The following is an 11,651-nucleotide window of genomic DNA, read 5'->3' on the forward strand; positions in this document are numbered from 1 at the left end:
ACCCCTTTAAAGTGGCGTTAAACACGTAGCAAAAGCCCAGACTTGTTTAGCGCCCGCTTGCTTTAATACCCGGGTAGCCGCGTTAAGCGTGGCGCCTGTGGTCATTACATCATCTACAATAACCACCGTTTTACCGCTCATATCTTGTGTACATACAAAGGCATTTTTTACATTTTTAACCCGCTTAGCTCTAGATAATTGTGACTGTGCTTGCGTGGCTTTATTGCGTATTAGCGCATTACTTATACAAATATGTTTTGCCAAACACGGTTGCCACACTTGGCTTACCTGATTAAACCCGCGCGTTAAAAAGCGCCCTCGGTGCAAAGGTAAAATAATAGCTATGTCGGGCTGGGTAGTTAAATTTTCAAAAAACACCGTTAGCTGGCGTTTAATTACTTGTTGCAGCGCTTTTTTATAGTGAATTTGATTATTAAATTTGAGCCGTTTAAGCCAATGCTCAAATGGGGGCTGATAAAAAGCACAGGCAAAGAGCTTATCAAACTCGCAATGCGGAAACATTTCTACAATATCCGGGCGGTGCAATAAATTACTGTGCTTATTTAAATCAAACACGCTTAAATCCGCTAAGCAATAGTCGCACAACCCCTCTTGAGCACTAATAACTCCCTGACACTGCACGCAATAAGAGGGGAATAACCAATTAAAAAATGAGTGTTGCATTGGCTGCTCCTTGCGTTGCTTTCGTCAATGTAAGCGTTATGATGTGGCTAAGTTTGGTTAAGGTTAGGCAAATATGCAAAGCGAGTTAGTTTTATTACATGGTTGGGGCATGAACCAAGGCGTATGGCAATTAGTGCAGCCAGAGTTGACGTTTTTATACAGTGGCTCGGTGCGCAGCATTGACCTGCCTGGCTTTGGCAACAGCAATAGCTGCCCAAGTCCTTATAATTTACACGATGCAGCTGAAATCGTAAGCGAGCAACTTAGCCCTGGCTCTATATTAATGGGCTGGTCGCTAGGAGGATTGTTTGCACTTTATATTGCTAAACATTGGCCAAATAAAGTAGCAAAAGTAATTTTAGTTGCCTCAAGCCCTTTTTTTGCCGAGGCAGATGATTGGCCCGGAATAAAAACCAGCGTGCTTGAGCAATTTAAAGAGCAATTAGTTAATCACCGAGAAAAAACTATAGAGCGCTTTTTAGCTATTCAGGCCTTGGGTAGTGAGTCGGCACGCGATGATATAAAGCAGCTAAAGCACTTGCTAAATCAGTACAGCGCGCCTAAAAGTGAGGCATTAAGTGCGGGTTTAAATATTTTACAAAATGATGATTTACGCAACGTATTTGCGCATTGCCCAGTGCCTGTAAAAGCGATATTTGGCCGTTTAGATGCGCTGGTACCTTACAAAGCAATTAATAAAATGGCAGCACTAAATACTGAGTTTGAATACGAAGTGCTAGACAAAGCCTCCCATGCACCGTTTATCTCTCATAAAAAAGAGTTTTTATCTGCCGTTAAATCAATGCTTTAAAATAGCCTAAAGAAAGGTACTGTTTAAAGCTTTATTTTGCCCATGAAGTGAGCGATAATTAAACAATATTTATTTTTTGGAGGTACAGCATGGCTATTGGTTCAGTATTTAATAGTGGTGTAGAAGGGTTTAATCGTGCAAGCCAAGGTATAGAACGAGCAAGCGCAGAGATAAACCGTGCCACCATTGAAGAGCAAGACGATACGCAACTAGCCCAACAGCGCCAGTTAACAGCTGCGCGACCTGAAGAGGCTTTAATAGCGCCTGTTGCACAACCAGCTCGGGTTGACGAAGCGCTTGTTAATTTAAAAGTTGAAGAGTTTAATGCCAAGGCAAACACGCAATCTATTCAAACAGCAGATGAAGTGCTTGGTACGCTAATCGATATTAAAGTTTAAACGTTATGAATATTGTCACGCCATTTCCGTCTATCAATATAAACACTGCCAATGTTTATACGGAAACCGCTCGGCGTGACAACCAACTGCGCGAAGTTATTCCTGCCCCTGCACCCAATAGCGCCAGTAATACCGAAACCAAAGCACAAAGCGATGCTGATAAAGCAAAACTGCCAAGCAGTGCAGAAGCCGCCACCTACGATGCAACCGGTAAACTCAGTGATGAGCAAGCTGTTGAGCAGCGCCAGCAAGGCAGCGAAGATTCAGATAGCGAACAGCAACAAAACCAACAAGCAAGCGAAGACACACCCGAAGAAGAGCAAGATCAGCAACAGCTAGAATTAGAACAACAGCAAATTGAAGAGCTTAAAGCGCGCGATACTGAAGTGCGTGTGCACGAACAAGCTCATGCATCGGTGGGTGGGCAGTATGCAGGCTCACCAAGTTATGAATACCAACGTGGACCAGATGGCACTAATTACGCTGTTGGCGGTGAGGTACAAATTGATGTATCTGAAATCCCCGGCGATCCGCAAGCCACTATAGATAAAATGCAAACGGTACGTGCAGCCGCACTTGCCCCTGCTGAACCTTCTAGTGCCGATAGAGCCATTGCCGCTGATGCAACCCAAAAAATGGCCGCAGCGCAAGCTGAATTATCAGCCCCTGCTGACGATGAAGCGCAAGCACAAGAGCCACAAAGTGCGTTATCAATAAACGAAACCAGCACCGCTGAGTCTCAAAGCGATACTAATACAGAGCAAGCACGCGACCCAGAAGTAGACGCACGAGCTGGCCGTATAGCTAATTTTTATCAAATGACTAGCTCACCCCAAAACGAGAGTGGTTTTTCTGCGTTTGGTTAACACCAGCTAAGCATAATTAAAAAAGCCGCTCACTGAGCGGCTTTTTAGTTTAAGGAGTCATCACTTAATGAAGCAAAAGAGTATTATTTTTTTACTTTTGCATTAGCAAATGCATCGGCAAAGGCATTACCCATCATGGCGTTACCGTTATCGCGCTTTGGTTTTGCTGCACGCGGTTGCTGGCCCTGATTACTGCGTTGCTTTTGCGGCGCGACAGCGGGATTATTGCTTGTGTCTATTTCATCATCTAAGCGCATAGTAAAGCTAATGCGCTTACGTGGGGCATCTACCTCAACCACTTTTACTTTTACAATGTCACCGGCTTTTACTACTTCGCGCGGATCAGAGATAAACTTATTAGTAATTGCCGAAATATGCACTAGGCCATCTTGGTGAACACCTACATCAACAAACGCACCAAAGTTAGCAACGTTAGAAACCACACCTTCTAAAATCATACCGGGTTTTAGGTCTGTGATTTTTTCTACACCGGCTTTAAATTCAGCAGTTTTAAACTCAGGACGAGGATCGCGCCCTGGCTTATCTAGCTCTTTAATGATGTCGGTAACGGTAGGTAAACCAAACTTCTCGTCGGTGTAGTCATTAGCAACCAGCTTATTTAAAAACTCGCTATTGCCTATTAAGCTATTTACATCAAGGTTGTTACGCTCACAAATAAGTTTAACAACAGGATAAGCCTCAGGGTGAACTGATGAGTTATCAAGTGGGTCTTTACCCTGATTAATACGCAAAAAACCAGCTGCTTGTTCAAACGCTTTTGGTCCTAAACGCTCAACTTTTTTAAGTTCGCTCCGCTTAGTAAACGTGCCGTTAGTGTCGCGGTAATTTACTATATTTTGCGCTAAGGTTTTATTTAACCCCGATACGCGAGTAAGAAGCGGCACCGAGGCCATATTTAAATCAACACCCACAGAGTTTACACAGTCTTCTACCACTGCGGTCAGTGTCTGACCTAATTGACTTTGCGATACATCGTGTTGGTATTGGCCTACTCCAATTGATTTTGGCTCAATTTTAACAAGCTCGGCAAGTGGGTCCTGCAGGCGACGCGCAATAGATACCGCGCCACGTAAAGACACATCTAAGTTAGGAAATTCATTTGCTGCAAATTCAGACGCAGAGTAAACAGACGCGCCGGCTTCGCTTACCATAATTTTGTTTAATTTAAGCTCAGCATTGGCCTTAATAAGTTCGCCTACTAGCTTGTCAGACTCGCGTGATGCGGTTCCGTTACCAATCGCAATAAGTTCTACTTTATGCTGGCGACATAGTTGCTCTAATGTACGTAACGATTTTTCCCAGTGATTTTGTGGTGCGTGAGGGAAAATAGTTTGGGTTGTAAGCAATTTACCTGTGCCATCAACTACGGCAATTTTACAGCCAGTTCGCAAACCAGGATCTAGACCAAGCGTGGTACGCGGCCCAGCAGGGGCGGCCATAAGTAAGTCTTTTAAGTTTTTAGCAAATACATCTATAGCGCCGGTTTCGGCTTTTTCTCGCATGGCTGCTAAAAATTCATTTTCTAGGTGTAGGCCAAGCTTTATTTTCCATGCCCATTGCACAACACTTAATAGCCATGCGCTAGCTGCTTTATATTTCACATCTAAGCGGTAGTGATCAGCAATCATTTGCGCGCATAGCTGGGCTGCATTTTCGCTGCTTGGCTCTGGGTTAATACTCAGCTGCAAAATACCTTCGTTACGCGCGCGCAACATAGCAAGTGCGCGGTGAGAAGGGACCTTTTTAAGAGGTTCCTGATGGTCAAAGTAGTCGCGGTATTTAATACCGGCTTGCTCTTGGCCGTCAATAAGTGTGCTTTGTATAGCGCCGTGTTGGCTAATGTGGCTTCTAAATTTAGCTAATAACTTGGCATCTTCTGCAAAGCGTTCCATTAAAATAAATTTAGCGCCATCAAGGGCTGCTTTGGTATCAGCAATGCCTTTGTCGGCATTTATAAACTGCTGCGCTTGTTGCTCTGGCTCTAAGTTTGCGTCGTTAAATAGCGCATCGGCAAGTGGCTCAAGGCCTGCTTCAATGGCTATTTGCCCTTTGGTACGACGTTTAGCTTTATAAGGAAGGTATAAATCTTCAAGCTCAGTTTTACTTTGTGCGCTGGTTATATCGGCACTAAGTGCTGGCGTTAATTTATTTTGTGATTCGATGGTTGATAAAATAAAGCTGCGGCGCTCTTCCAGCTCGCGCAAGTACGACAAACGTTGCTCTAAAAGGCGTAATTGCGTGTCGTCTAATCCACCGGTAATTTCTTTACGGTAACGCGCAATAAAAGGAACCGTTGCGCCTTCATCAAGTAATTTTGTAGCAGCAACAACTTGTTGCTGTTGTGCATTTAGCTCAGTGGCTAAACGTGCAGAGATATCGCTCATGCATAAACCTTTTAATACAAAAAATAAAACCAGAAAATCCCTCTGGTACTGTTATACCCAGCTTATTAAAGTTGCTATTTAATGAGTTTGGTAGGTATTTATTAGTTGAATAATATCACAGCAGGTTGTAATAAAAAGCTCTTAAAGCAAGCAATTTTGCTTGCTTTAAGATGGTTGGCTTGGCTGAGCTTACAAAGCGTAAAAGCGCGCTTTAGTGAGGGTGCTCTACGCTTTCTAAAACATCACTAAACGTGTGAGCAATAGGGGTAATATGCACTGGAATGTGTAACGTTTTAGCTATTTGACGCGCCGAAATTAACCCGCATATTTCGTTATTAGTGGTTGTTGCTAATAAAAACATGCTGCCTTGATGCTCCATTGTTTGTAGTGCATCGCCAATACTTGCATAGCTTAGGCTTTGCATACTTACGCCATTAAGTTGGCTAATAGGTGTCATAATGTAGCGTAAGCTCACTTCATTGCGGCTGGTATTTAAACGCTGTGCAATGGCCGTAATTTTAGCGCTTTGTAGGTCGGCACTTGAAACAATACCAATTAATTTTTGCGCATCATCAGTCACCAATACATAGTCAGAATGCTCTGCTAGTACTTGTTTAAGCGCCTCGCTAATAGGAGTGTCGTATTGAGCGCGAATTGGCGTTTTTTGGGTAAAGTTATTGATTACGGTTAAAGCCGGAGATGTTAAATCAATAGTGGCTTGTTGATCTTCAAACGTGCTTGCAATAACGCCATGAGAAATATTTTGGGTACGTAATTCTTTAAAGTTAGACATAGTAGTCACCTTATTAGTTATAAAATTTAATCAAAAAGTAAAATTGTGAATTAAATTAAATAGCTAGGTGGACCACGTTGATATGCCGTACTAAAAGGACGGTTTAGGTTTGTACTTTGGTAAAAAGATGAAACAGCATTAGGTAGCGGTTGAAACAACCTAATAGCAAATGCATTAACATGAGAATCTAAGTCAATGTCGGGGGTTGCTTGGTCAGGAAATTCACAAGCGATAAAATGATTAGATATACTGGCGTTATCTATACTTACTTCGGTGGTATTGGCATGCAGAGTCAAACTCACACTCATTAAAAGTGCAAACAATACGGCATTACTACATATGCGCTGTACTAAGTTTGACATAGCCACTACCTTAAAAATCAGGTTAAAGATAAACCTGCTAAACCAATATATATCCTAATGAGATATATTACACAATAAAAAATTTACCTGATCTGAATCAAAGTAGTTATTTATTAATAATGTTATGGGGGACTATTTTTGATATTCAATACTATTTACATACCATTCTTTTTTACCTTGCGGTGTAGGTACCTCAAAATCATCGTCTACTTGTTTTTTTATCAGGGCGCGCGCCATAGGTGAGTCAATTGATATGTAGTCTTTACGGTCGTATATTTCATCAGGCCCTACAATTCTAAATTTTTTAACCTCGCCTTGCTCGTTTTCTATTTCTACCCATGCGCCAAAAAATACTTTACCGTCTTGCTGCGGCGAGTAATCAATAACTTTTAAATCGGGTAAGCGTTTGCGCAAATACCGAACACGACGATCAATTTGGCGCAGTAAGCGTTTATTATATTGATAGTCTGCATTTTCTGAGCGATCGCCAAGGCTTGCCGCCCAGCTCACTATTTTAGTGACTTCAGGGCGTTTAACGTTCCATAAATGGTCATGCTCTTGCTGTAATTGTAAGTAACCTTCGCGGGTTATTAAATTTGTTTTCATGGGCTTTTATTCATTAACTCTAATGCTGTGCACGTTATTAAAATTGCTAAAATTTGTCGAGTGTAAACTTTAGGGCGTGTTGTTCTTTGATGGTCGAATTTGCAGCAGTATGTTTGGTTTTTAGGCAAGGCAGAGCCTATGAAGTGTGGTTATTCCCCATAAATAGGTGATAACGCAGCATAAATGCCAAACATGCGCTGCCCTTCGGGTTCTGCCTAGGGGCGATAAACTCTTTGTTACTCGGTTTTTACTTAGCCCACTAGGTTACAAAGCTCGCGCCGCAATTTAATCGCCCCTAGATTGAACAAATTTCAATCCGCAAAGGTCAACACGCCCTAATAATACAACTTTGAAATGTTCAGTAACAATCTAAGCGCGCAATTAGATTTTGATTATTAAGTTTTTCATTTATATTAACTATTAATTGGAAATAAAAATAAGAAACACGCAATGGGACACGAAACCACAAAAGTATTAGTTGTAGATGACGATATGCGCCTGCGCAGCTTACTAGAGCGTTATTTAGTAGAGCAAGGCTTTATTGTTAGAACCGCCGCAAACTCAGAGCAAATGGATAGACTTATTGAGCGAGAGAACTTTCACTTAATGGTGCTTGATCTAATGCTACCAGGCGAAGATGGTTTATCTATTTGCCGTCGGCTACGCCAAAAAGAAAACGAAATCCCTATTGTGATGCTGACAGCAAAAGGCGATGAGGTCGACCGTATTATAGGCCTTGAACTAGGCGCAGACGACTACATCCCGAAACCGTTTAACCCGCGCGAATTACTGGCTCGCATAAAAGCTATTTTACGCCGCCGCGCCAAAGAAGTACCGGGGGCACCCGCAGCAGAAGAAAACTTAATAGCCTTTGGTCAATTTACGCTTAATTTAGCCACGCGCGAAATGAGCGAGGGCGATAAAACCATTTCACTCACCAGCGGTGAATTTGCCGTACTTAAAGCGCTTGTATCGCACCCGCGCGAGCCACTGAGCCGCGATAAACTAATGAACCTTGCCCGTGGGCGAGATTACAGTGCGCTTGAGCGCAGTATTGATGTGCAAGTATCGCGACTGCGCCGCATGATAGAAGTAGATGCTGCCAACCCGCGCTATATTCAAACTGTATGGGGTTTGGGTTATGTGTTTGTTCCTGACGGTGATAAGTAGTTTATATGGGATTTTTTCCGCGTAGTGCGTTTGGCCAAACTGTATTTTTAGTGGCCGCTTTACTGCTAATTAACCAAATAGTGTCGTATGTAACGGTGAGCTTTTACGTTGTAAAACCAACCATAGAGCAAGTAAATTTAATGCTCGCTAAGCAAATTAAAACGGTATTTATAGACTGGGAAGACGGCGTAGAAATCAACGACGAAGTGTCTGAAAAGTTTTTTGAAATTACAGGTATAGAAGTGATGACGCAGCGCGAGGCAATGCGCCAAGGGCTGGGTCAAACCCGAGAATACTCGATGCTGTCGCGTAGTATGTCTGAGCAATTAAATGGTTCTGCTCGGGTGCGTATTAGTCAAACCGACCCGCTGATTTATTGGGTAGAAGCGCCGCAAGCACCTGGTTACTGGGTAAAAGTACCGCTTAGCGGGTATCAAGAAAATAACCTTGAATTTTTAACGTTTTACTTATCAAGTATTGGTTTTTTAAGTGTGTTAGGCGGCTGGCTATTTGCTCGGCACTTAAACCGCCCATTAAAGGCGTTGCAGCAAGCAGCCGTGAAAGTGGGTAAGGGCGATTTTAGTAGCAAGCTTGAAGAAGAAGGCTCCAGTGAAGTTATAGAAGTTACCCGTGCATTTAACCAAATGTCGCGCGGTATAGCCGCTCTTGAAAACGACCGCCGTTTACTCATGGCTGGTGTTTCTCACGATTTACGCACCCCGCTTACTCGTATCCGCCTTGCCACCGAAATGATGAACGATGAAGATGACTACCTTCGCGAAGGCATTATTTACGATATTGAAGATATGAACGGCATTATCGATCAATTTATTGAGTATTTACGCCACCACAAAACAGATGAGCTTGCTTGCGAAGATATAAATGCGCTAGTGACTGAAGTGGTTAATTGTGAGCTTAAACAGCAACGCGTTATTACCTTTAAAGGCAACCCCAGCGTGGGGCTTATTCCGTTAAGTAGTGTGGCTATTAAGCGTGTAATTACTAACATGATTGAAAACGCGCTGCGTTATTCCGATGGCGATATAGAAGTATTAAGCTACTTTAATTCAAACAAAAAATACGTTGTGATAGCGGTAAACGATAACGGCCCCGGTATACCAGAAAGCGAACTAGAATCGGTGTTTGAGCCTTTTAAACAAGGTGATACCGCGCGTGGTAGTGAGGGGAGTGGTTTAGGCCTTGCCATTATTAAGCGTATTATTGATATGCACGATGGTAAAGTTAAGCTAGAAAACCGCCCAGAAGGCGGCCTAAGTGCACAAATTTATTTACCTATAAAAATACAAAACTCTGCACAGTAAGCTGTGCAGAGTTGGCTATTTCCATAACGTTAATAGTGCTAAAACTTAGAGTGCTTTAAAGCGGATTGCTGTACCACCACTTGTTGCTAGTTTTAAAGTTAGCTTGTCATTTGCGCTAACTACGCGCTTTTCGATATCTAAATCGTACGGATTGTTTTTCCATTCAGCGTTTTTACCGTCTTGGTATATGTGCGCTTCAAACTTTTTACCCTTTTCTAAAAAGTCGAGTTTTACCTCAATAGATCGGGCTTTTTCGTCGGTTACGGCGCCTAAGTACCAATCGTTTCCTGAGTATTTATCGCGTTTGCGCTCTTTACGGGCAAAAACAATAAAGTCGCCCACTTCGCCATCAAGCGCAATACTTTGCTGCCAATCGGTTGGTACGTCTTGAATAAATTGAAATGCATCAGGCTTGGCTAAATAGTTTTTAGGTAAGTCGGCGGCCATTTGAATCGGGCTATACAGCACAACATAAAGTGCAAGCTGCTTGGCAAGCGTTGTTTGTGGGCGGTTTGTATCATCGCCTAAGCCATTAAAGCCCATATCAAAAATACCAGGGGTAAAGTCCATAGGCCCTGCCAGCATTCGGGTAAACGCCAGCATAGGAATGTGCTCTGGTGGGTTGGGCGGCGTGCCCCATGCATTAAACTCTTGGCCGCGTGCCCCTTCGCGCGCAATCCAATTTGGGTAGGTACGACGCAGGCCGGTGTCTTTTATTGGCTCGTGGGTGTTAATACTAATTTTATGTTTAGAAGCCAGCTTTACGTTGTAAAGGTACTCGTTAACCATAAATTGGCCGTCGTGCCACTCATGACGGGCAATGCCGTTTTCGTCTATGCGTTTTATGTTACCGCCATCCGCTACATAGCCCGTTTTAACTTGGCTTACGTTTGATTTTTCGTAAAGGGCAAAGGCATCCTCCATTTGGTCGCGATAGTTACTTACATTACCCGATGTTTCGTGGTGGCCAATTAACTGCACGCCTTTTTGTTTTCCGTATTGAGTAAGGGCCGCTATATCAAAGTCGTCGTAGGGTTGTGTAAAACTAAATACATCGCCATTAAAAAACCAGTCACCGTCCCAGCCTATGTTCCAGCCTTCTACTAGTACACCATCAAAGCCATATTCTGCGGCAAAATCCATGTAGTACTTAGTGGTTTGTGTAGTGGCACCGTGTTTTTCGCCGCTGCCCCAGGTTTGTGTGTTTATATGCATGCCCCACCAAATACCCACGTATTTGCCAGGTTTTACCCACGACACATCGCCTAGTTTATTAGGCTCGTTTAAATTTAATATTATGTCTGAATTGACTAAGCCTACCGCGCTGTCGGCAATTTGAATGGTGCGCCAAGGGGTATTAAATGCACCTTGTTTTTTAACGGCAATGCCGTCTGACCACGGTGTTAAATCGGCATTAAAAGTGCCTGGGCGGCGTTGATTAAGCACCATGCCTGCGTAATCAACTAAGGCTGCTTCATGAATGCTTATATGGGTACCGTCATTGGTTTTTAAGGTAAACGGCGTGTGTGCAAGGGGGACGTCATTTAATGCGGTGGTGTTGTAAACGTATTCGTATCGGTTCCAGCCGCGAGCGGGGATCCACCAGGCGGTGGCATTGTTGTTATTGTTAATGGCAAATTCGGTGAGCTCTTTGGTAATGTGTGTTTGCTCAAAGCCTGCTTGTTTTGGTACTTCGTATCTAAACCCAACGCCACTATCAAAAGCTCTAAAGCGCACTGTGTAGGTTGCAGCGTTAGGCTCGTTTTTTGTAAACGTAACCGCAACTTCGTTGTGTTTATCAGTAACCGTTTGTCGCTCGCCCCAAGGTTGTTGCCACTGGGTATTTACGCTTTGCTGCTTAACATGGGTAATTTTAAAACCATCCCTAAATGCGGCTTGGGTTTTAAATTCAAAACCCAGGCGCGATGCGTTTATAGCTGGTTTGTTTTTAAAGCTAATAGCGTAGCTGGGTGTGCTATTTTCATCTGAAATAGTCACTTTTATTTGTGAGTTTGGTGATTCAACTACAGCGGTTTGTGCAAAGCTATTGCCAGCAAACGCCAGTAGTAAAAGTGCGGATGTTCTCATTGTGTGTCCTTTGATGAGTCGGTGGTGACCTTTAAGGATAATGGCAGTGAGTTGTTAATACGACTGTATACATACGTATTCAATGTTTTAAAAAATAGAAAGAATTTAACGGTTTAATCGGTCTATAATGTAAACAAATTGATAAT

The 11,651-nt window shown here is 43.0% G+C and carries 11 protein-coding genes; 5 read left to right on the forward strand and 6 right to left on the reverse strand.

Going from position 1 to position 11,651, the window contains the following annotated elements:
* Window positions 1-6 precede the first annotated feature (6 nt).
* A complete protein-coding gene (locus tag MTN96_RS25075; RefSeq protein WP_054983331.1) occupies window positions 7-684 on the reverse strand; it encodes a ComF family protein in 678 nt (225 codons plus the stop codon).
* A 73-nt stretch (window positions 685-757) separates the two neighbouring features.
* Here MTN96_RS25075 and bioH point away from each other — a divergent pair, with 73 nt between their 5' ends.
* The 3 genes from bioH to MTN96_RS25090 all read left to right on the forward strand — a co-directional run bounded on the left by bioH (window position 758) and on the right by MTN96_RS25090 (window position 2,759).
* A complete protein-coding gene (gene bioH / locus MTN96_RS25080; protein ID WP_248533016.1) occupies window positions 758-1,495 on the forward strand; it encodes a pimeloyl-ACP methyl ester esterase BioH in 738 nt (245 codons plus the stop codon).
* A gap of 89 nt (window positions 1,496-1,584) precedes the next feature.
* Complete coding sequence (locus tag MTN96_RS25085) at window positions 1,585-1,893, forward strand: hypothetical protein (protein ID WP_248533019.1); 309 nt, start codon at window positions 1,585-1,587, stop codon at window positions 1,891-1,893.
* A 5-nt stretch (window positions 1,894-1,898) separates the two neighbouring features.
* On the forward strand, window positions 1,899-2,759 hold the full coding sequence (locus tag MTN96_RS25090; protein ID WP_154945414.1) for a putative metalloprotease CJM1_0395 family protein: 861 nt from the start codon (window positions 1,899-1,901) through the stop codon (window positions 2,757-2,759).
* Window positions 2,760-2,842: 83 nt separating this feature from the next.
* Here MTN96_RS25090 and MTN96_RS25095 read toward each other — a convergent pair whose 3' ends face one another.
* The 4 genes from MTN96_RS25095 to greB form a co-directional block, all read right to left on the reverse strand.
* On the reverse strand, window positions 2,843-5,164 hold the full coding sequence (locus tag MTN96_RS25095; protein WP_248533021.1) for a Tex family protein: 2,322 nt from the start codon (window positions 5,162-5,164) through the stop codon (window positions 2,843-2,845).
* Between the two features lie 211 nt (window positions 5,165-5,375).
* Window positions 5,376-5,957: a CBS domain-containing protein gene (locus MTN96_RS25100; RefSeq protein WP_004588243.1), complete on the reverse strand. Its 582-nt coding sequence runs from the start codon at window positions 5,955-5,957 to the stop codon at window positions 5,376-5,378.
* A gap of 50 nt (window positions 5,958-6,007) precedes the next feature.
* Window positions 6,008-6,319, reverse strand: a complete 312-nt coding sequence (locus MTN96_RS25105; protein ID WP_064384617.1) for a hypothetical protein — start codon at window positions 6,317-6,319, stop codon at window positions 6,008-6,010.
* 132 nt (window positions 6,320-6,451) lie between these two features.
* Window positions 6,452-6,925 carry a transcription elongation factor GreB gene (greB, locus tag MTN96_RS25110; RefSeq protein WP_004588245.1) on the reverse strand — a complete coding sequence of 158 codons (474 nt, stop codon included), beginning with the start codon at window positions 6,923-6,925 and terminating at the stop codon, window positions 6,452-6,454.
* Window positions 6,926-7,375: 450 nt separating this feature from the next.
* Between greB and ompR the strand changes: the two genes are divergently transcribed.
* Window positions 7,376-8,095, forward strand: a complete 720-nt coding sequence (ompR, locus tag MTN96_RS25115; protein WP_004587537.1) for a two-component system response regulator OmpR — start codon at window positions 7,376-7,378, stop codon at window positions 8,093-8,095.
* Window positions 8,096-8,100: 5 nt separating this feature from the next.
* Complete coding sequence (gene envZ / locus MTN96_RS25120; RefSeq protein WP_248533023.1) at window positions 8,101-9,417, forward strand: two-component system sensor histidine kinase EnvZ; 1,317 nt, start codon at window positions 8,101-8,103, stop codon at window positions 9,415-9,417.
* 45 nt (window positions 9,418-9,462) lie between these two features.
* Here the strand turns inward: envZ and MTN96_RS25125 are convergent, their stop codons facing one another.
* A complete protein-coding gene (locus MTN96_RS25125) occupies window positions 9,463-11,505 on the reverse strand; it encodes a glycoside hydrolase family 97 protein (RefSeq protein ID WP_248533025.1) in 2,043 nt (680 codons plus the stop codon).
* Between the last annotated feature and the right edge of the window lie 146 nt (window positions 11,506-11,651).

It is taken from the genome of Pseudoalteromonas sp. 2CM28B (genome assembly GCF_023161935.1).

Bases quoted from the DNA above. Each gene is read 5' to 3' on its own strand.
- MTN96_RS25075 (WP_054983331.1), bottom strand. From the start codon at position 684: ATGCAACACTCATTTTTTAATTGGTTATTCCCCTCTTATTGCGTGCAG.
- MTN96_RS25085 (WP_248533019.1), top strand. From the start codon at position 1,585: ATGGCTATTGGTTCAGTATTTAATAGTGGTGTAGAAGGGTTTAATCGT.
- MTN96_RS25105 (WP_064384617.1), bottom strand. From the start codon at position 6,319: ATGTCAAACTTAGTACAGCGCATATGTAGTAATGCCGTATTGTTTGCA.
- greB (WP_004588245.1), bottom strand. From the start codon at position 6,925: ATGAAAACAAATTTAATAACCCGCGAAGGTTACTTACAATTACAGCAA.
- MTN96_RS25125 (WP_248533025.1), bottom strand. From the start codon at position 11,505: ATGAGAACATCCGCACTTTTACTACTGGCGTTTGCTGGCAATAGCTTT.
- MTN96_RS25100 (WP_004588243.1), bottom strand. From the start codon at position 5,957: ATGTCTAACTTTAAAGAATTACGTACCCAAAATATTTCTCATGGCGTT.
- MTN96_RS25095 (WP_248533021.1), bottom strand. From the start codon at position 5,164: ATGAGCGATATCTCTGCACGTTTAGCCACTGAGCTAAATGCACAACAG.
- ompR (WP_004587537.1), top strand. From the start codon at position 7,376: ATGGGACACGAAACCACAAAAGTATTAGTTGTAGATGACGATATGCGC.
- envZ (WP_248533023.1), top strand. From the start codon at position 8,101: ATGGGATTTTTTCCGCGTAGTGCGTTTGGCCAAACTGTATTTTTAGTG.
- MTN96_RS25090 (WP_154945414.1), top strand. From the start codon at position 1,899: ATGAATATTGTCACGCCATTTCCGTCTATCAATATAAACACTGCCAAT.
- bioH (WP_248533016.1), top strand. From the start codon at position 758: ATGCAAAGCGAGTTAGTTTTATTACATGGTTGGGGCATGAACCAAGGC.